Here is a 23,779-nt window from a genome sequence, read left to right on the forward strand (position 1 = left end):
GTCGTTCGTCCTATGCCGTTTGGACGATCCTTGTCACGCGGCAAAGCGGTTTACAATCGTCCGAAGCAATCATTTGAAGATTCGACGCGGGCGATATTTCGCAGCATTCGCTGCCCGCACGCAAGCTCAATCCGCAGCGCTTTTGCAAGGACCCCAAGATGACTGCAACGACCGCCTTCGCCGGTGAGCGGCCCACGCCGCGCCAACGTTATGTGCAGTGCGCGAGCGCCGCGGGCCTGCATCGTATTGCGTACACGGAGTGGGGCGATCCGGACAATCCGCGCGTGCTGTTGTGCGTGCATGGCCTGACCCGCTCGGGGCGCGACTTCGACCGGCTGGCCGCGCAATTCGCCGGCACGTACCGTGTGGTGTGTCCGGACGTGGCGGGCCGGGGCTTGTCATCGTGGCTTGCCAACCCCAATCTGTATAGCGTGCCGCAGTATGTCGCCGACATGGTCACGCTGATTGCCCGGCTGGACGTGGAAACGGTCGACTGGTTCGGCACGTCGATGGGCGGCCTGATCGGGCTCGGTCTGGCGGGCCTTCCTGAGACGCCGATCCGCAAACTGCTGTTGAACGACGTTGGTCCGCATCTCGAGCCGGAGGCGGTCAAGCGTATCGGCGACTATCTCGGCAAGCCGGCGCGTTTCGAGTCGCTGCAGCAAGGCATCGATCACGCGGCGTTTCTTGCGACGACCTTCGGCCCGCTCACGCCGGACGAATGGCGCGAGATCAATACGCCGCTCTTGCGCGAGGAGAACGGCACGTGGCTGTTTCGTTACGATCCGCGCATCGCGCAGCCCTTCGCCGCGACTACCGAAGAAACCGCGAAACTCGGCGAGGCCGCGCTATGGCATTCGCTCGCGTCGTTCCAGGGACAGGTGCTGGTGGTGAGAGGCGAGCAGTCCGATTTGCTGTCGCGCGAGACGGTCGCGAAGATGGTCGAGACCGGGCGCGACGTGTCGAGCGTCGAGATTAGCGGGGTCGGGCATGCGCCGGCGTTTCTGTCGGCGGATCAGATCGACATTGCGAAGCGGTTCTTTATCGGCCCCGGCAACGACGCGTCATAATATGCAGTTCCGCGTGACGCTTTCGGGGTCATGCAAGCGGCATTTCCATTCAACCTTCTTCTATCTACGTCAGGATTCTCCATGGCAGTCATTCGTCACCATGTTGGTAAGCGCCTTTCGGAAATCGCCGTGCACAACGGCACGGTCTACCTGGCCGGCCAGATCGCCGAAGATGCGGATCAGGACATCACGGGGCAGACGCGCGAAGTGCTCGGCCACATCGACCGCCTGCTGGCCGAGGTCAACAGCGATAAATCGCATCTGCTGTCCGTGCAGATCTACATCTCGGACATGGTGCATTTCGCCGGCATGAACGCGGTGTGGGACGAATGGGTCGCACAAGGCGCGACGCCGCCGCGCGCGACGGTCGAAGCGAAGCTCGCGAATCCGAAGTGCCTCGTTGAAATCGTCGTGGTCGCGGCGCAGCGTAGCTAAGCAACGCAGTTGGGCGACGCAGATAAGCGACGCACCAAGCAACGCAGCATCGTGCAGTCGTAGTTGAAATTCCGTTGATTTGCCAGGGCCCGCTGGGCCGCGCACCATGAATACCGAAACCGTTACGAACGCGCCGCATCCCCTCCCGTCTTTCGACGAAGCGATGGCATTCGTACGGCTGCATGCGGGCGAGGTGCGTCTGTCATCGGGCGAATTGCTGGCGGATCACGCGGCGGGCACCGCGTCCATCATGCGCACGCTCAATCTCGATCCGGCGGCCGTGCTGGCAGCGGCGCTGTTCGCGTTGACGCCGCATTTGCAGGACCCCGAACGCGTGATCGCCGACAACTTCGGCGAAGAAGTCGCGCAACTGGTCAGCGACGTGCGCAAGCTGCTGCGCCTTGGCACCGTGAGCTTGCGCGCCGCGCAGAACACGATGCCCGAAGCGGGGCGCGACGCGCAGGCCGCACGGCGCGCGCAGGTCGAGGCATTGCGCAAGATGCTGCTCGCGTTCGCGCAGGACATTCGCGTGGTGTTGATCCGGCTCGCGTCGCGGCTGCAGTCGCTGCGCTATTACGCGGCGGCGAAGCTCACGCCGTCGCCGGATGTGGCGCGCGAAACGCTCGACATTTATGCGCCGCTCGCGAACCGTCTGGGCATCTGGCAACTGAAGTGGGAACTCGAGGACCTCGCGTTCCGCTTCGAGGAACCGGTGGTTTACAAGCGCATCGCCAAGCTGCTGGATGAGAAGCGCGTCGAACGCGAAAGTTATGTGGCGCAGGCCATTGAACGCCTGCAGCAGGAACTCGCCGCCGCCAACATTCGCGCGGAAGTGAGCGGGCGCCCGAAGCATATTTTCAGCATCTGGCGCAAGATGCGCGGCAAGGAGCTGGACTTCGCGGAACTCTACGACGTGCGCGCGTTTCGCGTGATCGTGCCGGACATCAAGGACTGCTACACCGTGCTCGGTATCGTGCACAACCTGTGGCAACCGGTGCCCAAAGAGTTCGACGACTACATCTCGCGGCCCAAGCCGAACGGCTACAAGTCGCTGCACACAGTCGTGATCGGCGACGACGGCCGCGCGTTCGAAGTGCAGATCCGCACGCACGAAATGCATCGCTTCGCCGAATACGGCGTGGCCGCGCACTGGCGCTACAAGGAGGCCGGCACGCGCGGTTACGGCGGCCAGTTCGCGGCCAATGAGAAGTACGACGAGAAGATCGCGTGGCTGCGTCAATTGCTCGCATGGAAAGACGATGTGTCCGAGGGCGAGCACGGCGAAAAGCGCGCGGCGCAACCGTGGGAACAACTGCGCCAGGCCACGCTCGACGACGACCATATCTACGTGCTGACGCCGCAAGCCCGCGTGATCGCGTTGCCGCATGGCGCGACGCCGGTGGACTTTGCTTATCACCTGCATAGCGAGCTGGGGCATCGGTGCCGCGGCGCGCGCGTCGACGGCGCGATGGTGCCGCTGAACACGCAGTTGCAAAACGGTCAGACGGTCGAGATCGTCGCGGTGAAGGAGGGCGGTCCGTCGCGCGACTGGTTGAATCCGCAGCTCGGCTATCTGCATAGCCCGCGCGCGCGTCAGAAGGTGCGCGCCTGGTTCAATGCGGTCGAGTTGCAGGAGCACATCGCAAGCGGCCGCGCGATGGTCGAAAAGACCTTGCAGCGCGAGGGCAAAACGTCGGTCAATCTGGATCAGCTTGCCGCCAAGCTCGGCTTCAAGACCACCGACGATCTCTTCTCCGTCGTGGGCAAGGAAGAGTTCAGTCTGCGGCTCGTCGAGCAGGCGTTGCACGACGCGCCGCCGCCGGAGCCGGTGGTCGAGGCGCCGGAGCAATTCGAGAAGCGCAGCAGCGGAGCGAGCGTGGCGCGCGGCGCGTCGACGGGCGTGCTGGTGGTCGGTGTCGACGCGTTGCTCACGCAGCTCGCGCGCTGCTGCCGGCCTGCGCCGCCCGACGACATCTCGGGCTTCGTGACGCGCGGCAAGGGCATGTCGATTCACCGCAGCGATTGCCCGACGTTCATGCGCATGGCCGAGCGCGCGCCGGAGCGGGTGCTGCAAACCGCATGGTCCGCGGACGTGATGAGCGGGCGCGGGCAGTCGGTGTATCCGGTTGATTTGTCGATCGAGGCGACCGACCGCCAGGGACTGCTGCGCGACATCTCGGAAGTGTTCGCGAGAGAGAAGATGAATGTGATCGGCGTGAAGACGCAGACGCGCCGCAATGCCGCGTTCATGCAATTCACCGTCGAGGTGTCGAGTGCCGCGCAAATCCAGCGCGCCTGCACGCTGCTCGGCGAAGTGACCGGTGTCGTGCGCGCATCGCGTAAAGGGTGATAGCACGGTGTGTTGATGGACTCATGCGGTTATCGCGCGAGCCATGAAATGATGGGCAGTAGCGGATTTAAAGTCGGTGCATAAAAGTACTTGCCAAGCAGTGTGGTGCTCCATATAATCTCGTTTCTTCAGGCTCGTAGCTCAGCTGGTTAGAGCACCACCTTGACATGGTGGGGGTCGTTGGTTCGAGTCCAATCGAGCCTACCAACGAAAGTGAAATTCCGGCGTAGCCGGGGTTTCGCAAACTGCAGTAAGCGCCTCGGCGCAAAAGGCGAATACGGTTATGACACCGCGAACGTTGACCGAAACCACTTCGGAGCGACGCTAGTCGAGGACCACTTTCGCCAGTGCAGTTTGCAGGAAATGTGAATGCGGCCCCTCGAAAGCGGGGCCGCATTTTTTTTGGCTTGTTTGATGGTTGTATCTGCCGCCGCCGGTCGGCATCACGGAGAACGCAATGGTTTCGATACGTCTGCCTGACGGTTCTGTTCGACAGTACGAGCATCCGGTGACCGTCGCCGAAGTGGCCGCGTCCATCGGCCCCGGCCTCGCGAAGGCCGCGCTCGGCGGCAAGATCGACGGTGAGCTCGTCGATACGTCCACGTTGATCGACCACGACGTGTCGCTGGCCATCATCACCGAAAAAGACGCAGACGGTCTCGACATCATTCGGCACTCCACGGCGCATTTGCTCGCGTACGCGGTGAAAGACCTGTATCCCGAAGCGCAGGTCACCATCGGTCCGGTGATCGACAACGGCTTTTACTACGACTTCGCGTACAGCCGTCCCTTCACGCCCGAAGATCTCGAAAAGATCGAAAAGCGCATGCAGGAACTCGCGAAGAAAGACGAGCCGGTTTCGCGCCGCGTCGTGTCGCGCGGCGAAGCGGTCGACTACTTCAAGAGCATCGGCGAGAAGTACAAGGCGGAGATCATCGAGTCGATTCCCGCTACCGACGAAATCAAGCTGTACTCGCACGGCGGCTTTACCGATCTGTGCCGCGGTCCGCACGTGCCGTCCACCGGCAAGCTCAAGGTCTTCAAGCTGATGAAGGTCGCGGGCGCTTACTGGCGCGGCGACTCGAAGAACGAGCAGTTGCAGCGTATTTACGGTACGGCCTGGACGAAGAAAGAAGACCAGGAAGCGTATCTGCACATGCTCGAGGAAGCGGAAAAGCGCGATCACCGCAAGCTCGGCAAGCAACTCGACCTGTTCCACATGCAGGACGAGTCGCCGGGCATGGTGTTCTGGCATCCGCGCGGCTGGACGTTGTGGCAGCAGGTGGAGCAGTACATGCGCCGCCGCGTGAACGACGCCGGCTATCTGGAGATCAAGACGCCCATGATCATGGACCGGTCGCTGTGGGAGGCGTCGGGCCACTGGCAGAACTATCGTGAAAACATGTTCACGACGGAATCGGAAAAGCGCGACTACGCGATCAAGCCGATGAATTGCCCCGGTCATGTGCAGGTGTTCAACCACGGCTTGCGCTCGTATCGCGATCTGCCGCTGCGTTACGCGGAGTTCGGCTCGTGCCACCGCAACGAATCGTCGGGCGCGCTGCATGGCTTGATGCGCGTGCGCGGGTTCGTGCAGGACGACGCACACATTTTCTGTACGGAAGACCAGTTCATCAGCGAGTCGATCGCTTTCAATACGCTCGCCATGAGCGTGTACAGCGACTTCGGCTTCGATCATGTCGAGATCAAGCTGTCGCTGCGCCCGGACGCGCGCGCCGGCACGGACGAAACGTGGGATCGCGCGGAGCAGGGCCTGCGCGAAGCGCTGACCGCGTGCGGCGTGACGTGGGAAGAACTGCCGGGCGAAGGCGCGTTCTATGGTCCGAAGGTGGAATATCACATCAAGGACGCGCTCGGCCGCTCGTGGCAATGCGGCACGCTGCAGCTCGACATGGTGCTGCCGGAGCGTCTCGGCGCGGAGTACGTCGCGGAAGACAACAGCCGTCGCCGGCCGATCATGCTGCACCGGGCAATCGTCGGATCAATGGAGCGCTTTCTCGGCATCCTGATCGAGCACCATGCCGGTGCAATGCCCGCTTGGCTTGCGCCGATGCAGGTGGTGGTGATGAATATCGCCGAAAGTCAGGCCGAATACGCCCAGTCTCTAGCCCAATCGTTGCAAAAACAAGGGGTTAGAGTAGAGGCCGATTTGCGCAACGAGAAGATTAGCTATAAAATACGTGAGCACACGCTTGAGAAGGTGCCGTACCTGCTTGTGGTCGGCGACAAGGAGCGTGAAGCCCAAACGGTAGCCGTGCGTGCCCGTGGTGGTGTCGACCTTGGCGTGATGCCTGCCGATACCTTCATTGAGCGTCTGCGCCTGGACGTGCAGTCGTTCAACTGAGCCACTTGGCAGCCCGGCTCGTTTTTTTAATTTTTAGAGGAAACGTAACATCGCTACTGATAAGTCTGCGCACCGCATCAACGGTGAAATTACGGCACCCGAGGTGCGTCTGGTCGGAGTCGAGAACGAACCGCTCGGCATCGTGAAACTCGCTGATGCGTTCCGCATGTCGGAACAGCAAGACGTGGATCTGGTGGAAATCGCGCCGCAAGCGGTTCCGCCGGTTTGCCGCTTGATGGACTACGGCAAGTTCAAGTACTCGGAAGCGAAGAAGCAGCACGAGGCCAAGCTCAAGCAGAAGATCGTTCAGGTCAAGGAAGTCAAATTCCGCCCGGGCACTGACGACGGTGACTACAACGTCAAACTGCGCAACCTCATTCGCTTTCTCGAAGACGGCGACAAGACGAAAATCACGTTGCGTTTCCGTGGCCGCGAAATGGCTCACCAGGAAATCGGTATGCGCATGCTGGAACGCCTGCGCACCGACCTCGACGAAGTAGGTCAGGTCGAGCAAATGCCGAAAATGGAAGGGCGCCAGATGATCATGGTGCTCGCTCCGAAGAAAAAGAAGTAAGCGGTCAGAGCGGCGGCGCGCCATGTGGCGCGCGTTCTGGTTGTCAAGTTCGAGTGGCGTCACGCCGGGTGTCCGGCGCGACGTCAGCAGGTTTCGGAGCGGCGCTCGTGCAAACGTGCCGTTTCCTGAAAGCGGCCGCCGGCGGTATCGGCGGTCTGCATACCAAGTGGAGTGGGTTTCGAAGGGCGGGTAATGGCCAACTGGCCGACCGCACACCCATATCCATCTAATAATGGAGTTGTCATGCCGAAGATGAAGACCAAGAAGAGTGCTGCAAAGCGCTTCGTGGTGCGTCCGGGCGGTACCGTCAAGCGCGGTCAAGCCTTCAAGCGCCACATTCTTACCAAGAAGACCACCAAGAACAAACGCCATCTGCGCGGTTCGACGGCAGTTCATGATTCCGATCTGAACTCCGTGCGCGCAATGCTGCCGTTCGCTTAACCCTTAACCGAAACTCATAGGAGCAAGACATGCCTCGAGTAAAACGTGGGGTTACCGCACGGGCCCGTCACAAGAAGATCATCAAGCTGGCCAAGGGTTACCGCGGCCGTCGCAATAACGTCTATCGCATCGCCAAGCAGGCGGTCATGCGCGCAGGCCAGTACGCCTACCGCGATCGCCGCAACAAGAAGCGTGTGTTCCGTGCATTGTGGATCACGCGTATCAACGCGGCGGTGCGTCAGCACGACATGACGTACAGCGTGTTCATCAACGGCCTGAAGAAGGCTTCGATCGAACTGGACCGCAAGGTGCTGGCCGACATGGCTGTGTTCGACAAGGCTGCTTTTGCTGCGATCGTTCAGCAGGTGAAAGCCGCCGTTGCAGCCTGATTGCGCTTCTGGCAATTAACACTGCGTGGTTCGTTGCAGCGAACATCCGGTAGTCTCGGTGACGCTGCAACAAAAACGGGGCTCCTCACCGAGCCCCGTTTTTGTTGGTAGAACCAGTTTTGTTTCGATAGAACACTGACGTTGAAATGATGGGATCAATGGATCTGGACCAGATTGTCGCCGACGCGCAAAAAGCCTTCGCAGAAGCCTCCGACGTCACCACGCTCGAGAACGAGAAAGCGCGCTTTCTCGGTAAATCGGGCGCGCTGACAGAACTGTTGAAGGGCCTTGGCAAACTCGATCCCGAAACGCGCAAGACCGAAGGCGCACGGATCAACCTCGTCAAGCAACAGGTCGAAGCCGCGTTGACGGCGCGCCGCCAGGCGCTGGCCGACGCGTTGCTGAACCAGCGCCTCGCCGCCGAAGCGATCGACGTCACCTTGCCGGGACGCGGCGCCCATGCCGGCAGCCTGCATCCGGTGATGCGCACGTGGGAGCGCGTCGAACAGATTTTCGGCAGCATCGGTTTCGACGTGGCCGACGGCCCCGAGATCGAAACCGACTGGTACAACTTCACCTCGCTGAACAGCCCGGAAAACCATCCGGCGCGTTCGATGCAGGACACGTTCTACGTCGACGGCAAAGATGCCGACGGCCGTCAACTGCTGCTGCGCACGCATACGAGCCCGATGCAGGTCCGCTACGCGCGCACCAATACGCCGCCTATCAAGGTGATCGTGCCGGGCCGCACGTATCGCGTGGACAGCGACGCGACTCACTCGCCCATGTTCAACCAGGTCGAAGGCCTGTGGATCGAAGAGAACATCAGCTTCGCGGATCTGAAGGGCGTCTATACCGACTTTCTCAAGAAGTTCTTCGAGCGCGACGATATTCAGGTGCGTTTCCGCCCGTCTTATTTTCCGTTCACCGAACCGTCGGCTGAGATCGACATGTTGTTCGAAACGGGCAAGAACGCGGGCAAGTGGCTCGAGATTTCGGGTTCCGGCCAGGTTCATCCCACGGTGATCCGCAACATGGGCCTCGACCCGGAGCGCTACATCGGCTTTGCCTTCGGCAGCGGCCTCGAGCGGCTCACCATGTTGCGCTACGGCGTGCAGGACCTGCGTCTGTTCTTCGAAAACGACCTGCGTTTCCTGCGTCAATTTGCCTGAGCGCGCCTACTGAGCGCGCCCGAGCGAACGCGCACGGCGCGACGACGAGCATAGAGCGCGGCAATGCACGCAGTGCCTGCCGCCAAAGCGTCCCGCAGTGACAAGCAGTGACAGTTGGCCTCTGCGTCACGTGGACCTAAACCGATCAGAACGTACACAGAACCATGCAATTCCCGGAATCCTGGCTGAGAACCTTTGTCGATCCGCAACTGACCACGGACGAGTTGTCGCACGCATTGACGATGGCGGGTCTCGAAGTGGAAGACCTGCGGCCGGCCGCGCCGCCGACCTCGAAGATCGTGGTCGGTCAGGTGCTGGAAGTCGTCAAGCATCCGGACGCGGACAAGCTCAACGTCTGCCAGGTGAACGCCGGCACGGGCGCGACGCTGAACATCGTATGCGGTGCGCCGAACGTGGCGCCCGGCATCAAGGTGCCGGTCGCGCTGGTCGGCGCGCAACTGCCGCCGGCCGAAGAGGGCGGCGCGCCGTTCGCGATCAAGCTTTCGAAGCTGCGCGGTGTGGAAAGCCAGGGCATGCTGTGCTCCGCGCGCGAGCTGAAGCTGTCCGAAGATCATAGCGGCCTGATGATCCTGCCGGAAGATACGCCGATCGGCCAGGACATCCGCGAAACGCTCAATCTCGACGACACCATTTTCGAAATCAAGTTGACGCCGAACAAGGCGGACTGCCTGTCGGTGTTCGGCGTGGCGCGCGAAACGTCCGCGATCACCGGCGCACCGTTGCGTCCGCTCGAGATCAAGCCAGTCGAGGTCAAGCTCAACGAGACGCTGCCTGTCAGAATCTCGGCGCCCGATCTGTGCGGACGTTTCTCGGGCCGCGTCATCCGCGGCGTGAATGCGCGTGCGAAGTCGCCGCAATGGATGATCGAACGTCTGGAGCGTTCGGGTCAGCGCAGCATCTCGGCGCTCGTCGATATTTCGAATTACGTGATGCTCGAGTTGGGCCGTCCGTCGCACGTGTTCGATCTGGACAAGATCCACGGCGGCATGGACGTGCGTTGGGGCCGCAAGGGCGAAACGCTCAAGCTGCTGAACGGCAACACTGTCGAAGTCGACGAAACCGTGGGCGTGATCGCCGACGAGCGGCATATCGAAAGTCTCGCGGGCATCATGGGCGGCGACAGCACGGCCGTCACGCTCGACACCACCAACATCTACCTCGAAGCCGCGTTCTGGTGGCCCGACAGCATTCGCGGCCGCTCGCGCAAGTACAACTTCTCGACGGACGCCGGCCATCGCTTCGAGCGCGGCGTCGATTACGCGAGCACCGTCGAACATATCGAGCGCATCACGCAACTCATCCTCGACATTTGCGGTGGCGAGGCGGGGCCGGTGGACGACCAGATCGTCAACGTGTCGCAGCGTGAGCCGGTGAAGATGCGCGTGTCGCGCGCGAACCGCATCATTGGCGTTGCGATCGGCGCTGACGAAATTGCGCAGATCTTCACGCGCCTCGGCCTCACATTCGAACGCGACGGCGACACCTTTTCGGTCATGCCGCCGTCGTACCGTTTCGACATTGAAATCGAAGAGGACCTGATCGAGGAAGTCGCGCGCATCTACGGTTTCGAAAAGATTCCGGCGCGCCCGCCGGTCGCGAAGAGCGAGATGCGCGCGACCCACGAAACGCGCCGCTCGATCCACACTATCCGCCACGCGCTTGCCGCGCGCGATTACGCGGAAACGGTGAACTTCAGTTTCGTCGACGCCGAGTGGGAACAGGACTTCGCCGGCAACGACAAGCCGGTGCGTTTGCTGAACCCGATCGCGAGCCAGTTGTCGGTCATGCGCACGACGCTGTTCGGCAGCCTCATCCACGTGCTGCGCACGAACCTGAACCGGCGCGCCGCCGACCGCGTGCGTGTGTTCGAAGCCGGCCGCGTGTTCCTGCACGATCCGTCGATCAAGGCGGGCGAGCTGACGGTCGAAGGCTTCGCGCAGCCGAAGATGATCGGAGGCCTCGCATACGGTCCGGCGCTCGACGAGCAGTGGGGCGCACCCGCGCGTACGGTCGACTACTTCGACGTGAAGGCCGACGTCGAGACGTTGCTCGCGCCGGCGGCGGCGCGCTTCGTGAAAGCGGAGCATCCGGCGCTGCATCCGGGGCGCAGCGCACGCATCGAACTCGATGGCCGCGCGATCGGCTGGATTGGCGAATTGCATCCGCGCTGGATGCAAAAATATGATTTACCGCATGCGCCGATTCTGTTTGAACTTGAAGCGGACGCATTAATGCAACGCGTATTGCCCACGCCGTCGGAAGTGTCTAAATTCCCGCCGGTGCGACGCGATATCGCAGTGGTTGTCGATCAGAAAATCGAGGTGCAGGCGCTTCTCGACGAGCTCCGGAAGGCCCAGTCCGAGCCCGCCTGCAAGACCGTTCAGAAGGTTGCGCTTTTCGACGAATTCCGTCCAAAATCAAACACTTCCGGTGGTCTGGCGGCTCACGAGAAAAGCCTTGCGTTCCGAGTTACCTTGCAAGATACTGGCGGGACCCTTCAGGACGAAACGGTCGATCTGGCCATTCAGACTCTGGTGGAACGTCTGGCTCGAGTATATGGCGCACGGTTGCGCGGATAACCCGCATTTAACAATTGCACGGCTGTTTCCGCATCCTTTGTTTTCTGTCTGGCGCGCCATTTGATAGATATGAATGAAATGAACTCGAGTGATTTCGAAGCCCTTCTTACGGCGCAACGCAGCGCCATGATTCGAGAAATTCCGACATCACCCGCCGCCGTTTCAACTGAAACGCCGACGCTCACCAAAGCGGAACTTGCCGAGTTGCTGTTCGACAATGTCGGGCTCAACAAGCGGGAAGCGAAAGACATGGTCGAGGCGTTTTTCGAGGTGATCCGCGACGCGCTCGAGAGCGGCGACAGCGTCAAGCTGTCGGGCTTCGGCAACTTCCAGTTGCGCGACAAGCCGCAGCGTCCCGGCAGAAACCCGAAAACCGGCGAGGCGATTCCAATCGCCGCGCGCCGCGTTGTGACGTTTCATGCAAGTCAAAAGCTGAAGGCTCTGGTCGAGAACGGCGCGGAAGCGAGCTTCACGCGCTGATCGACTGGCGCGTTCCTGCGCAACCCACCACGACGGCTAACTGACGATGACAGCGACGATGGAAAAAGTCGTCTTGCCTCCGATTCCAGCGAAACGCTACTTCACGATTGGTGAGGTCAGCGAACTATGCGGTGTGAAGCCGCATGTGCTGCGCTATTGGGAGCAGGAGTTTACGCAGTTGCGGCCGGTGAAGCGGCGCGGTAATCGCCGGTACTATCAGCATCACGAGGTGTTGTTGATCCGGCGGATTCGCGAGCTGTTGTACGAGCAGGGTTTCACGATCAACGGTGCGCGCAACCGGCTCGATTCGCATGGCGGCGGCGCGCACGGTGCGCCGGCCGCAGCGGGCGACCAGGTCGAGGGCGTCGCACCGCCGGCGCCGACCACGGTTGCCGTCGACGTCGAACAGTTGCGCAAAGAGCTGCTTCACGTGATCGACCTGTTGAATCGCTAATGGCTTTGTTGGTGGCGGCGGTTCTCATCGAATGAAGTGTCTGTTATAATTTCTTGCTGTTCGGGGCGTAGCGCAGCCTGGTAGCGTACCTGCATGGGGTGCAGGTGGTCGGAGGTTCAAATCCTCTCGCCCCGACCAAAGAATCAAGGCCTTACAAGCATCGCTTGTAAGGCCTTTTTCATTTGCGCCACAGCGTGCCCCGCCAATCGCGCATTCAGTGCGACGCATTCAGTGCGAAATACTCTCCAGAGATTTCCCCAACGTCCGCGGCCCCATCAAACCGATCGCGACAATCACCAGCGCCATCGCGCTCGCGATAAACACAAACACCCCCGTCACGCCGAACTCCCTCAGCATAAACGCGATCACAAACGAACTGAACACAGCGGACAACCGGCTCCAGGAATACACGAAGCCCACCGCACGCGCGCGGATCGCCGTCGGATAAAGCTCCTGCTGATACGTGTGATAGGTGAACGAGATGATGTTGCCGGCCAGCGTCAGCAGCACGCCAAGCGTCACGATCATCACCGCCGCCGAGGCCTGGCTGAACAGCAATCCGCTCACGATATTGATCGCGGCCATGCACACGATCACATGCTTGCGTTCGAAGCGGTCCGCGATCCAGTAGCCAAGCAACGGACCGAGCGGCGCGGCCAGGCCGATCACCGTCGTATAGAGCAGGCTCGACGTCACCGTGATGCCTTGCTTGACCAGCAGCGTCGGCACCCAGTTGGCGAAACCGTAGAAGCCCACGGTCTGGAAAATATGGAAGACGATCAGCATCAGCGTGCGCTTGCGGTAGGGCGGCTGCCACATGTCGGCGAATCGCGCCTTGCGCGGCACCGGCGCCGCGGGCCCAGGCTCAGGCAGCGGCTTGCCGTATTGCTGTGCGACTTTTTCTTCCAGACGCGCGAGCACTTCGTCCGCTTCGCGAATTCGCCCCTTGCTCGCCAGCCAGCGCGGGCTTTCCGGCAGGTTTCGCCGGAAGTACCAGACGAAGAGTGCGCTGATGCCGCCGAGCAGCACGACCCAGCGCCAGCCGTCGAGTCCGAACGGCGTTCTCGGTACGAGCAGATAGGAAAGAAACGCCACGACAGGCACCGCGGAAAAGCCGATCGCCTGACACACTGCAAAAGCCCTGCCGCGCAAGTGCTTCGGCGCGAGTTCGGACAGGTAGGTGCCGATGGTGATGAGTTCAACACCGATGCCCATGCCTGAAACGAAGCGCCATAAATTGAGGCCGTGTGCGGTGTCCTGGAAGGCCATCACCGTGTTCGCCGCCATGTACCACAGCAGCGACCAGGTGAAGATCGCTCGCCGGCCAAAACGGTCGGCGAGAAAGCCGCACGCGATCGTGCCGACGAACAGCCCGGCGAAGAGCGCCGCAACGAAGCTTGCGACGCCGGACGTGCCGAAGAGCCCCGACGTCGTGGGCGTGAGAATGCCGCTTTTAACGAGACCGGGCGCGACGTAGCCCGTGAAGAGAAGATCGTACAGCTCGAAAAAGAATCCGAGACTGAGCAGCAGAATCAGCTTCCAGACCGCGCGCGTCGCGGGAAGTCTGTCGAGGCGGGCCGAAATTGCTCCGATGCCGGCGACCGTGGCCGCTTCGGCTTGTGCTGCGTCATTACCGACGCGTAGCGATGACGCGCCCTCCAGAATGGCCATGCCTGTCTCCTGTATCTGCATCTCTTTTTGAATATGTCACAACTTGCACCGCGGCCGTTAGCGGTACTGTTCCTGCAATTCCGCAAACGAAGCGATCTTGCCCGCAAGCGCGCTTGCAACGACCGTCGGCGGACTCGCGAGCCACACCTGCCCAGGCCCGGAGCGGCCCGAAAAATTGCGGTTGATCGCGCTGATCGTGACCTGGCCCGCGTCGGTGGACGAGCCCGGTCCGCAATTGGCGCATGCGCCGCACGAGGGTTGAAGCAGAATCGCGCCGGCCTGCTCGAACGCGTGGATATAGCCGCGTTTCACGCAGTAATCGCGAACCTCCGACGTGCCGAACTGAAGAAACAGCTTCACACCTGACGGCACCCGCAAGCCGCGCGCGAGCGCCCATGCGAGCACCTCGTGATAGTGATCGAAGTCCTCGCGCTTGCCTGCCGTGCACGAGCCGCCATACGCGATGTCCACCTTCGGGCGTTGCGCGAGATCGCGCAGCGCAATGCCGTTGCCCGGATCGCCGGGCGCGGCGAGCATCGGCGAAATGTGCGTGCAGTCTATATCGATGACGTCGGCGTATGTCGCGCCCGCATCGCTCTGCATCCACGGTTCGAGGCCGAAGTCGATGCCGCGGCGCTCCTTCAAAAAGCGCACGGTTTCTTCGTCGGGCGCGACAATGCCGGAGAAGCCGCCGAGTTCGGCCGTCATGTTGGTGAGCGTGGTTCGCTCGTCGGTCGTCAATTGATGCACAGCGCTGCCGGCGAACTCGAACACCTTTCCGACGCCCGCACCCGCACGTATGCGCGGTTCGGCCAGCAAGTGCAGCACGAGGTCTTTCGCGGTGACGCCCGGCGCCACCGCGCCGTTGAAATTAACCCGCAGCGATTCGGGCACGGTCATGCGCACCGCGCCTGTGACAAACGCATTCGCCATGTCGGTCGTGCCGACGCCGAACGCGAGACAGCCCAACGCGCCGCTATGCGGCGTATGCGAATCGGTGCCGACAATCAGTTGCCCGGGCAGCGCGTAACGCTCGGCCATCATCGCGTGCGAGATGCCTTCTGAACCTTCGGTGAAGCTGCCGTCGACTTCGCTCAGATAGCCGTGATTCGTGATCGCGTAGTCGCGCGCGAACTGACGATGCGCCGTCGACAGTTCGCGCACGTCGGGCAGCAGGCCGTTGCGCACATGAAGCTCGCTCTTGTGCGAGTACGACAGGTGATCCTCGAACGCGAGAATCGTGTCGGGATCGCTCAGCGTGAGCGGCTTGCCGAATGTGGCATGCAGCATGTGCGTGGCCATGCCCGTGTAGTACTCGTGGATGAAGCGCCAATCCGCGCGGACGAACGCGCCGCTGCCGGGCGTCGGCGTGTCGCCCGTTGCATCGGTGGAAAGCGCGTGACGGTCGAGGATTTTTTGCGCAAGCGTGCGCGGCTGCGCGTTGTTGGCGTCAGCGACATTTGCATCGGCATTGGCATTGGCCGCGGAAGTTGTCGAGCGGATTTGGCGCATGTTTTGTGCGCCGTAACGCAGCAGGCCGCCGCTTGTCAGAATCGCAGCGGCGAGGCTATCGCGCGAGGCGACGAGCTCTTCGACGTCGATCGGCTCGCCTCGCTGGATGCGTTCAATCAGGCCGAAGTCCGTCGACGTAAAGAGCCCGAGGTTGTCCGCATTCTGACGATAGATGCGCTCGAAGCTCCGCGCGATCACGAGCCGGATGCCGGCGCGATATTCCGCGAGCGGACTATGTTCGCGCGACGATCCTTTGCCGTACCGGTTGCCCGCCACCGTCACGCGAAAGCCCCCGTTGCGAATCGCGTCGATACCGATGGGATTTCTATCGCCTGCGCGGAACCCCACATACGGGACCCGGCCAAGGCGTTCGTCGAAGCGGGTCAGCACGCTCATCGGCGTGATCTCGTCCGTCGACACGTCGTCTCTCAAGCTGCCTGCCGTCGCGGGGTTCAGATCCGTACCGTCGAGCTGTTGCTCGATCCGTTCGGGGTCCGCGCAAAGAAACAGGACGCGGCCAGTCAAATCCAGTTTTGCCATCCACTTCTCCTTCTACCCGAATCTAGATGGCGGCGAGAGCAGCGCGAAGTGCTGGATCGGCAAACGGGGCATCGCGATTGGCGATGGCCTCACGAAGGGCTTGCAAGGGGCTTGTGATGGTCCGCCGACGTCTCTTTAACTGGCAGGCGCAGTCAGCGCTTCAATCAACGCCTGGACCGCCTTCAGACGCGACGATTTGCGCAGCGCATGAACCCGCAGCGTGCGGCTCGTCGCCCAGGTTTCGTCGAGCGGCCGGCGCACGAACGCATGCGATCCGGCGAACGCGGACGCGGCGCTCGTCGGCACAATACCGATGCCAAGTCCTGCTTCGACCATCCGGCACTGCGCGTCGAAACTGTTGACGGTAACGGACAGTTTGAGCGGCGTTCGCGCTGCGTCGGCGCGCTCCTTGATGAGCAGATCCAGCGAGCCGCCGGCCTGTAGCGCCACGAGTGGAAAGCGGAGCACGTCGCTGAAGGTCGGCGCCTCGAGCGCGGCGAGTTCATGATCGAGAGGGAGCACGACCATCAGCGGGTCATCGGCGAAGTGCCATGATTCCAGTCCGCCGGATGCTTTGCCGCTCGCAGAAATGCCGACGTCGGCCCGGTCGTCCATGCAGGCGCGGATGACCTCGTCGCTGATCTGCTCGGTGAGCGCGATTCGCACGAGCGGGTAGTGGGCCTGAAACGCCTTCAGCCGCTCGGGCAAAAAGCCGACAATCGCCGATGCGTTCGCATACAGACGCACGACGCCGGCGACCTCGCCGCTGAGCGACTGCACCTCGCGGGCGAATGACTGCAACTGATCGTGAACCGACACGGCACGAGAAAACGCATGACGCCCGGCCTCCGTCAACTCGACTCCCGACGGCGAACGAATCAGCAACGCGAGGCCCATTGCCGACTCCAGATCCGCGATACGCCGGCTCAATGCAGAAGCGGCAATGTGATTGCGGCTGGCGGCGCGAGCAATCGAGCCTTCCTGCACGACGGAGATGAACAGCTCGAGGCTGTACGGATCGATTCGCATACGGCCGGCGTTGCGCCTGCAAAGTTTGAACAGCCAATTCTAGCAGCGGCAGTCCTGAGCCCCGGGACGACTGCGTTGAACAATCGTCACTCTCGCCCCAACTCCACAAACCGCTCCAAATGATGATCCTCATCCCCAAGCTGATGATCGATCATCACAAGCCGCTTTGCGTAATGAGCGAGCGGCAGTTCCCACGTCATGCCGATCCCGCCATGCAGTTGAATGCACTCCTGCGCGACGAGCGCACCGATCCTGCCGATGCTGTATTTCGCCGCCGACACCGCGCGCTCGCGCACCTTGCGTTCCGCACCTAACGCGGCCGCGGCGTTGATTACCGCTGAGCGCGCCTGTTCGATTTCGAGCAGCATGTCGGCCATTCTGTGCTGCAATGCCTGGAAGCTGCCGATCGCCACGCCGAACTGCTTGCGCGTGCGCAGATAGTCGAGCGTGTAGTCCTTCGCGACGTCCATCGCGCCGACCGCTTCCGAGCAGAGCGCGAGCACGCCGCATGCAATCGCATATTCGAGCGTTGCGAAACCTTCGCCCGCTGCGCCGAGCAAAGCGTCGTCGCCGAGTATGACGTTCTCGAAGCTCACTTCGGCCGCGCGCCCGCCGTCGATCTTCGGATAACCGCGCACGCTCACGCCCGGCGCATCGCGAGGCACCAGAAACAGCGTCACGCCGGCTTCGGAATCGTCCGCCCCTTCGGTGCGCGCCGACACGAGGAAGAAGGCAGCCTGCTCGCCGTGCTGAACCACCGCTTTAGCGCCATTCAATTGCCACGCGCTGCCATCACCATCGCCATTGCGCTCGGCGCGCGTCGTCACTCGGGCGAGTTCGTAGTGACTATCCGGCTCGCCGTGCGCGAGCGCCACAATACGCGACCCGTCGATCAATCCGCCGAGCAACGCCCGCTGCGCGTCATTGCCGCTGCGAGCAATGGCCTGGCCGACGATGAGCGTATCGAGAAACGGCTCGACCACGAGCCCGCGCCCGAGGCTCTCGAACACGACTGCAATATCAAAGCCGCCGCCGCCGAAGCCGCCGCTCGCTTCATCGAACAACGCGCCGATAATACCTAGCTCTCCGAAACGATTCCACAACTCACTGCTAAAACCATGCGCCGTTCGCGCGATCCGGTCGCGCGTCGCGAAGCCATACTGTTCGCTGATAAAGCGGTTCAGCGTATCGGCGAGCATCCGGCGATCTTCGGTGTGCTGGAAGTTCATGATGTCCGTTTCCTTCTACAGTCCGAGGATCATTTTGGAAATGATGTTCTTCTGAATCTCATTCGATCCGCCGAAGATCGACAGCTTGCGATTGTTGAAGTATTGCGAAGCCGCGCTCGCCGCTTCGTCGGGACCAACGGGCGCGCCTTGATAACCGTCGTGCAACGCTTCTTCGATAAAGGGCTGCGCATACGGTCCCATCGCGCGGCGCGTGAGCGACGAGATCTCCTGGCGAATCTCCGTGCCGCGAATTTTCAGCATCGAACTTTCGGCGCCCGGCACCCCGCCGCCCGCCACCGCGGCGATCACGCGCAGGTTGGTCGTCTTCATGTTCTCGAGATCGATTTCGACGCGCGCCATGCGCGCCGCGAACGACGGGTCGTCCGCGAGAGGCCGCCCATTGCGCCGCTGTTTCGCCGCGATCTTGCGCAGCCGGTTGAATGCCGCCACCGAAAAGCCGACGCCCGCGATATTCGTGCGCTCATACGTCAGCAGATATTTGGCGTAGGTCCATCCCTTGTTTTCTTCGCCGACGAGGTTCGCAGCGGGCACCCGCACGTCCGTGAAAAACACTTCGTTCACTTCGTGCTCGCCGTCGAGCGTGATGATTGGCCTTACTTCGACGCCCGGCGTTGTCATGTCGATCAACAGGAAGCTGATGCCTTCCTGCTTGCGGACGTCGGTCGCGGTGCGCACGAGGCAGAAGATCATGTTCGCGTAGTGGCCGAGCGTGGTCCACGTCTTCTGTCCATTGACGATGTAATGCTCGCCGTTCGCGTCGACGCTGCGCACAGCCGTCGTTTTCACCGACGCGAGATCGGAGCCCGCGCCCGGTTCCGAATAGCCTTGGCACCACCAGTCGGAACCGTCGAGAATGCGCGGCAACCAGTGATGTTTCTGCGCATCGCTGCCATATTTGATCAACACGGGTCCGAGCATATTCACGCCGAAGGGCACGACGCGCGGTGCGCCCGCCAGCGCGCATTCGTTCTCGAAGATGAATTTCTGCACCGCGTTCCAGCCGGGCCCGCCGTATTCCTTCGGCCAATGATTCGCGAGCCAGCCGCGCTCGTTGAGGATCGCGTGCCACTCGGCCATGTCCTCGCGCGTGAGCCGCCGGCCGCCATGCACTTTGTCGGCGAGACGCCGCGGGAGTTTGTCGCGCAGAAACGCGAGCACCTCGGCGCGGAACGCTTCTTCTTCGGGCGTGAAGTTCAGGTCCATCGCAGTTCCTTCGTAGATTGCAACGCTTGCGGCGGGATACACCGGCAAGCAAGCGGCGTCAGATTGTCTGATTGAGGCTCGCAAAATCCGCGCCGCGCTCGACGAGTTCAACGAGCAGCGGCGACGCTTGCCAGAACAACGGGTCTTCTTTCGCGAACCCGCGAATGTCCGCGAGAATGCTCGGCAGGCCAACCATGTCCGCATATTTCATCGGACCGCCGCGATAGCGCGGGAAACCGTAGCCATACAGCAGCGTCACGTCGACGTCGAGCGGACGCAGCGCGATCCGTTCATGCACGACGTTCGCGCCTTCGTTGATCATCGCGGCCATGTAGCGGCGAATGATCTCGTCGTCGGTGAAATTGCGCGGCGTGATGCCGGCGCGCTCGCGCTCGGCGTCGATAATCGCCTCGACTTCCGGGTCCGGCTGGCCGCTGCGCGATCCTTCGGGATACAGATAGAATCCACGGCCGGTTTTTTGGCCGAACCAGCCGCGCTCGCACAGGCGGTCGGCGATCTGCACATAGCGTGCCGCAGGATCGCGCGTCGCGGCGCGCCGTTTGCGCGCGGCCCAGCCGATGTCGCCGCCCGCGAGATCGACCACCTGAAACGGTCCCATCGGAAAGCCGAACGCGCGCACGGCGGCGTCGATCTGATAGGGCGACGCGCCGTCTTCCATCATCGCGTCCGCCGCGCTACGATAGACGGCGAGAATGCGGTTGCCGATAAAGCCGTCGCATACGCCCGCACGCACCGGCGTTTTGCGCAGCTTCTTCGCGAGCTCGAACGCGGTCGCGACGACGTCGGCGCTCACGGCTTGCGGCACGACGACTTCAAGCAGCTTCATGATGTTGGCCGGCGAGAAGAAGTGCAGGCCGATCACGTCGGCGGGCCGCGAAATGCTCGCGGCTATCGCGTCGATGTCGAGATACGAGGTGTTGGTCGCGAGCACGGCGCCCGCTTTGCAGACGCGGTCGAGTTCGGCGAAGACGGCCTGCTTGACGGCCAGGTCTTCGAAGACGGCCTCGATCACGAGGTCCGCGTTCGACAGTGCATCGTATGAGGTGCTGCCGGTCCAGCGCGCCATGAACTCATCTTTCTTCGCGGCACTCAGGCGGCCCTTCGCGATCAGGCCGTCGTAGACCTTCTCGATGTGCGCGCGGCCCCGCGCCAACGACGCCTCGTCGCGTTCGATCATCGTCACTGGCAGGCCCGCGTCGAGCACCGCGACCGCAATGCCCGCGCCCATCGTGCCGCCGCCGACCACGCCGACTGCATTCAGTGCGCGCGGTTTTGCATCGCGTGTCTCGGGCGCTTTCAACACTTCGCGCTCCGCAAAAAACGCATGAATCAAGCCGGCGCGCTGCGGACTGTCGAGACATTGCAGGAAGAGCTGACGCTCGACACGCAAGCCTTCTTCGAAGCGCTGCGTGATCGCGGCCTCGATTGCATCGACGATCTTCAGCGGCGAGAACAGACCGCGGGATTTCTTCGCGGTCTCGGCACGCGCCGCGGCGACCGCCGCGAGACTGGCGGCGCGATCGCTCAACGCGCCGGCGTCGCGCGTGCGACGCACCGCTGCATCGCCGGCAAGCAGTTCATGCACATAGGCGAGGCCTTCGGCGAGCACGTCGCCGCTCGCGCCCAACCGGTCGACGAGTCCGAGTGCGAGCGCTTCCTTCGCGCTCGCGTGGCGGCCGCTCAGGATCAGATCGAGCGCGGCCTCTGCGCCGATCAGGCGCGGCGTGCGCTGCGTGCCGCCCGCGCCGGGCAGCAGGCCGAGCTGCACCTCGGGCAAGCCGAGCTTCGCGCCTTCGACGGCAATCCGGTAGTGCGCGGCGAGCGCCACTTCGAGACCGCCGCCGAGCGCCGCGCCGTGAATCGCGGCGACGACCGGCTTCGTGCACGCCTCGATGCGGTTGCACACGTCCGGCAGCGACGGCGGCACCGGCGGTTTGCCGAACTCGCGAATATCCGCACCGGCGATGGAGTTGCGGCCCGCGCCGACGAGCAGCACCGCTTCGACCGAACCGTCGCTGTCGGCGGCTTCGATTGCGGCGAGCAGGCCACGCCGCACGTCGGCGGAAAGCGCGTTGACGGGCGCGTGGTCGATCGTGACGAGCAGCACCTTGCCGCGCAATTCGCGCGTGACGACGTCGGCTGAAGTGTCGGTGGAAGAGGTGAGGGTCATGGGCGCGTCTCCTTTGATTGTCTCGGCGCGCAGACTGTGGGCTGCCGCATGCCACGTCTCGCGAATGCTCACGATTGTGGAGCGGTCAAGGTTCATTGACAATCACATCAACGATTGACAGACTGTCAAAATAACTTTGACAAAGGCCGGTTTCGTGGACGTCAATTCGCTAACCCTGCTGGTCGAGATACTCGACGCGGGCAACCTGAGCGAGGCCGCGCGGCGCCTGAAAATGAGCCGCGCGAACGTGAGCTATCACCTCAATCAGCTCGAGCGCTCGGTCGGCCTGCAACTCGTGCGGCGCACCACGCGCCGGGTGGAGGCCACCGAGATCGGTCTGCAGCTGTACGAACATGGCCGCGCGATTCAAAACGCGTTGCTGGCCGCACGCGAATCGGTGACGACGCTCGGGCAAAGCCTGCAAGGGCGAGTGCGCCTGAGCGTGCCGAGCGGTTACGGTCAACTCGTGATGTCCGAGTGGCTGATCGGGTTCAAGCGCCTTTATCCTGGCATCGTGCTCGACGTGCTGTTCGAGAATCGCGTCGAAGACCTGATGCGCGACGAAGTGGACATCGCCGTGCGAGTGATGTCCGAGCCGCCGCAAAATCTCGTCGCGCGCGACATGGGAGCGGTGCGCTACGTTGCGTGCGCGTCGCGCGCCTTCGCCGATACGCATGGCATGCCGACGCAACTCGACGATCTGCGCACCACGCCGTTGATCACCGCCGCAGTGGTCGGCCGGCAATTGCGCGTTGCCGCGTATCTGCGCGACGAGCGCCACGAGGTGCTGCTGGAGCCGACCATCATCTCCGAGAACTTTCTGTTTTTGCGGCAGGCGGTGCTCGCGGGACTCGGCGTGGGCATCGTGCCCGACTATGTGGTGCATGACGATCTGCAACGCGGCGATGTCGTGACGACGCTCGACGAATGGCGCCTGAGCATCTTCGGCACCAACATGTACCTGCTTTATATGCCGAACCGCCATCACACGCGCGCGGCGGCGACCTTCATCGAATTCATTCTGGAGCAGGCGCGCGCGAGCGGCAGAGGCCGCGTCGCCTGAAGCGCGGTTTGCGGGTTAAAGACCATTGCGCATTCGCGCGCTTGCCGCGAGTATGCTGAGAAAAAGAGCGCGCACGCGCCGGCACGCAGCACGTCAAAACGTCAGGGGACACCAGAATGAAGCGGTCAAATGCATTGCTCGTCGTGCTCGCGGTTCTTGCATGCGCCGTTGCCGCGCTGCTGGTCGCGCGCTTACCGGGCGAGCAAGCCATTCGCCTCGTGGGCTATGCGGCCACGGCCGCGCTCGCGGCGCTGATCGGCTTCGTGATTCGCAGGCGCAATAGCCGCGCGCAGAAAGGCAAGCGCGCGGGATAACGCGGGGATAAGCGTCGCTCGAAGAAGAGGGCGGGAAAAGGCGCTGACCGGACGCCGCATTGCGCGTGCTACGATGCTTCGCTCATTGCGCAGCACGCCGGAGAATGAGATGCGCCCAGACACCGCCGACCGTTTCGATAATGAGTTCGCGCCTCGCATTGCCGAGGCCATCGCTGCGTGCTTCGCCACGACCGTGCATACGGAAGTGCTGCCGTATGGCGGTCCCGGTCGTCCGACACGACTTCGTATTCATGCGGCGCCGCTCGAGCACATCGCGCATTACGCGCATCCGTTGAATCTGTATCTGACGTGGGACAGCGACGAAATCGAGCGGCTCATGAAAGACGAAGGGCAGGCGCGTTTTGCGCGCTATCTGGCCGCGCTGCCTCGCAAGCTGCAGGCATGGCGCCACGCGCGCGAACTCGATTTTTCGTCGCACACGCAAGCGGAGCCCGTGTCATTAATTGGCGGGCTCGACTTCGAGGCTTGAGCCCGCGCAGCTCACTTCCTGAATGCCGCGCGTCTGCTCGTCGGCGGCCTGGGTGATCTCCGCGACGATGGTCGTCACGTTCGCGGCGTTGCTCACAATGTCCGACCTCACGATGCAGACGCAGCAGCAAAAACCCTCGGCGAAATAAAAAACGGCCACTGCATTTCTAATGCAGCGGCCGTTCGA

The 23,779-nt window shown here is 62.4% G+C and carries 21 protein-coding genes and 2 tRNA genes; 16 read left to right on the forward strand and 7 right to left on the reverse strand.

What is annotated here, in order from left to right; all coding sequences use genetic code 11:
- Positions 1 to 158 precede the first annotated feature (158 nt).
- From C8K18_RS01745 to C8K18_RS01810, 13 genes are all read left to right on the forward strand, one after another.
- A complete protein-coding gene (locus tag C8K18_RS01745) occupies positions 159 to 1,070 on the forward strand; it encodes an alpha/beta fold hydrolase (protein ID WP_107706509.1) in 912 nt (303 codons plus the stop codon).
- 81 nt (positions 1,071 to 1,151) lie between these two features.
- Positions 1,152 to 1,505: a RidA family protein gene (locus C8K18_RS01750; protein ID WP_006052435.1), complete on the forward strand. Its 354-nt coding sequence runs from the start codon at positions 1,152 to 1,154 to the stop codon at positions 1,503 to 1,505.
- A 106-nt stretch (positions 1,506 to 1,611) separates the two neighbouring features.
- A complete protein-coding gene (locus C8K18_RS01755; RefSeq protein WP_107706510.1) occupies positions 1,612 to 3,855 on the forward strand; it encodes a bifunctional (p)ppGpp synthetase/guanosine-3',5'-bis(diphosphate) 3'-pyrophosphohydrolase in 2,244 nt (747 codons plus the stop codon).
- Between the two features lie 130 nt (positions 3,856 to 3,985).
- Positions 3,986 to 4,062 (forward strand) — tRNA-Val (locus tag C8K18_RS01760).
- A 250-nt stretch (positions 4,063 to 4,312) separates the two neighbouring features.
- On the forward strand, positions 4,313 to 6,220 hold the full coding sequence (thrS, locus tag C8K18_RS01770; protein ID WP_006052437.1) for a threonine--tRNA ligase: 1,908 nt from the start codon (positions 4,313 to 4,315) through the stop codon (positions 6,218 to 6,220).
- Between the two features lie 49 nt (positions 6,221 to 6,269).
- On the forward strand, positions 6,270 to 6,794 hold the full coding sequence (gene infC / locus C8K18_RS01775; RefSeq protein WP_081435533.1) for a translation initiation factor IF-3: 525 nt from the start codon (positions 6,270 to 6,272) through the stop codon (positions 6,792 to 6,794).
- Between the two features lie 243 nt (positions 6,795 to 7,037).
- Complete coding sequence (gene rpmI / locus C8K18_RS01780; protein WP_006052501.1) at positions 7,038 to 7,235, forward strand: 50S ribosomal protein L35; 198 nt, start codon at positions 7,038 to 7,040, stop codon at positions 7,233 to 7,235.
- 29 nt (positions 7,236 to 7,264) lie between these two features.
- Positions 7,265 to 7,624 carry a 50S ribosomal protein L20 gene (rplT, locus tag C8K18_RS01785; protein ID WP_006052502.1) on the forward strand — a complete coding sequence of 120 codons (360 nt, stop codon included), beginning with the start codon at positions 7,265 to 7,267 and terminating at the stop codon, positions 7,622 to 7,624.
- Positions 7,625 to 7,782: 158 nt separating this feature from the next.
- Positions 7,783 to 8,796, forward strand: coding sequence for a phenylalanine--tRNA ligase subunit alpha (pheS, locus tag C8K18_RS01790; protein WP_006052503.1), 1,014 nt, complete (start codon positions 7,783 to 7,785; stop codon positions 8,794 to 8,796).
- Between the two features lie 164 nt (positions 8,797 to 8,960).
- The gene (gene pheT, locus C8K18_RS01795) at positions 8,961 to 11,396 is read left to right on the forward strand and encodes a phenylalanine--tRNA ligase subunit beta (RefSeq protein WP_107706511.1); all 2,436 of its coding nucleotides are present in this window, start codon (positions 8,961 to 8,963) and stop codon (positions 11,394 to 11,396) included.
- A 69-nt stretch (positions 11,397 to 11,465) separates the two neighbouring features.
- Complete coding sequence (locus tag C8K18_RS01800) at positions 11,466 to 11,876, forward strand: integration host factor subunit alpha (RefSeq protein ID WP_006052505.1); 411 nt, start codon at positions 11,466 to 11,468, stop codon at positions 11,874 to 11,876.
- Between the two features lie 46 nt (positions 11,877 to 11,922).
- Complete coding sequence (locus C8K18_RS01805) at positions 11,923 to 12,330, forward strand: MerR family transcriptional regulator (protein ID WP_029967632.1); 408 nt, start codon at positions 11,923 to 11,925, stop codon at positions 12,328 to 12,330.
- A 61-nt stretch (positions 12,331 to 12,391) separates the two neighbouring features.
- Positions 12,392 to 12,468: transfer RNA gene (locus C8K18_RS01810), tRNA-Pro, on the forward strand.
- A 90-nt stretch (positions 12,469 to 12,558) separates the two neighbouring features.
- Here C8K18_RS01810 and C8K18_RS01815 read toward each other — a convergent pair.
- From C8K18_RS01815 to C8K18_RS01840, 6 genes are all read right to left on the reverse strand, one after another.
- Positions 12,559 to 14,001 (reverse strand): MFS transporter, encoded by a 1,443-nt coding sequence (locus C8K18_RS01815; protein ID WP_107706512.1) that lies wholly within the window; start codon positions 13,999 to 14,001, stop codon positions 12,559 to 12,561.
- 57 nt (positions 14,002 to 14,058) lie between these two features.
- The gene (locus tag C8K18_RS01820) at positions 14,059 to 16,053 is read right to left on the reverse strand and encodes an aconitase family protein (RefSeq protein ID WP_107706513.1); all 1,995 of its coding nucleotides are present in this window, start codon (positions 16,051 to 16,053) and stop codon (positions 14,059 to 14,061) included.
- A 135-nt stretch (positions 16,054 to 16,188) separates the two neighbouring features.
- The gene (locus C8K18_RS01825; protein ID WP_107706514.1) at positions 16,189 to 17,082 is read right to left on the reverse strand and encodes a LysR family transcriptional regulator; all 894 of its coding nucleotides are present in this window, start codon (positions 17,080 to 17,082) and stop codon (positions 16,189 to 16,191) included.
- A gap of 86 nt (positions 17,083 to 17,168) precedes the next feature.
- On the reverse strand, positions 17,169 to 18,311 hold the full coding sequence (locus C8K18_RS01830; RefSeq protein ID WP_107706515.1) for an acyl-CoA dehydrogenase family protein: 1,143 nt from the start codon (positions 18,309 to 18,311) through the stop codon (positions 17,169 to 17,171).
- Positions 18,312 to 18,326: 15 nt separating this feature from the next.
- Positions 18,327 to 19,535 (reverse strand): acyl-CoA dehydrogenase family protein, encoded by a 1,209-nt coding sequence (locus tag C8K18_RS01835; protein ID WP_107706516.1) that lies wholly within the window; start codon positions 19,533 to 19,535, stop codon positions 18,327 to 18,329.
- A 58-nt stretch (positions 19,536 to 19,593) separates the two neighbouring features.
- The gene (locus C8K18_RS01840; protein ID WP_107706517.1) at positions 19,594 to 21,726 is read right to left on the reverse strand and encodes a 3-hydroxyacyl-CoA dehydrogenase NAD-binding domain-containing protein; all 2,133 of its coding nucleotides are present in this window, start codon (positions 21,724 to 21,726) and stop codon (positions 19,594 to 19,596) included.
- A gap of 154 nt (positions 21,727 to 21,880) precedes the next feature.
- On the opposite strand from C8K18_RS01840, the gene C8K18_RS01845 reads away from it, so the two are divergent.
- From C8K18_RS01845 to C8K18_RS01855, 3 genes are all read left to right on the forward strand, one after another.
- Entirely contained in the window at positions 21,881 to 22,789 is a 909-nt protein-coding gene (locus tag C8K18_RS01845) for a LysR family transcriptional regulator (RefSeq protein ID WP_006052513.1), read from the forward strand.
- A gap of 116 nt (positions 22,790 to 22,905) precedes the next feature.
- Positions 22,906 to 23,103, forward strand: coding sequence for a hypothetical protein (locus tag C8K18_RS01850; RefSeq protein ID WP_029967615.1), 198 nt, complete (start codon positions 22,906 to 22,908; stop codon positions 23,101 to 23,103).
- A 109-nt stretch (positions 23,104 to 23,212) separates the two neighbouring features.
- Positions 23,213 to 23,593: a DUF5594 family protein gene (locus tag C8K18_RS01855; RefSeq protein WP_029967613.1), complete on the forward strand. Its 381-nt coding sequence runs from the start codon at positions 23,213 to 23,215 to the stop codon at positions 23,591 to 23,593.
- On the opposite strand, the gene C8K18_RS33195 is transcribed toward C8K18_RS01855, so the two are convergent.
- On the reverse strand, positions 23,564 to 23,704 hold the full coding sequence (locus tag C8K18_RS33195) for a hypothetical protein (protein ID WP_165919779.1): 141 nt from the start codon (positions 23,702 to 23,704) through the stop codon (positions 23,564 to 23,566). The two genes, C8K18_RS01855 and C8K18_RS33195, sit on opposite strands and share 30 nt — an antisense overlap.
- Positions 23,705 to 23,779 lie beyond the last annotated feature (75 nt).

Source organism: Paraburkholderia sp. GV068, from assembly GCF_003058125.1.
In the GTDB taxonomy this organism is placed as follows: Bacteria; Pseudomonadota; Gammaproteobacteria; order Burkholderiales; family Burkholderiaceae; genus Paraburkholderia; species Paraburkholderia graminis.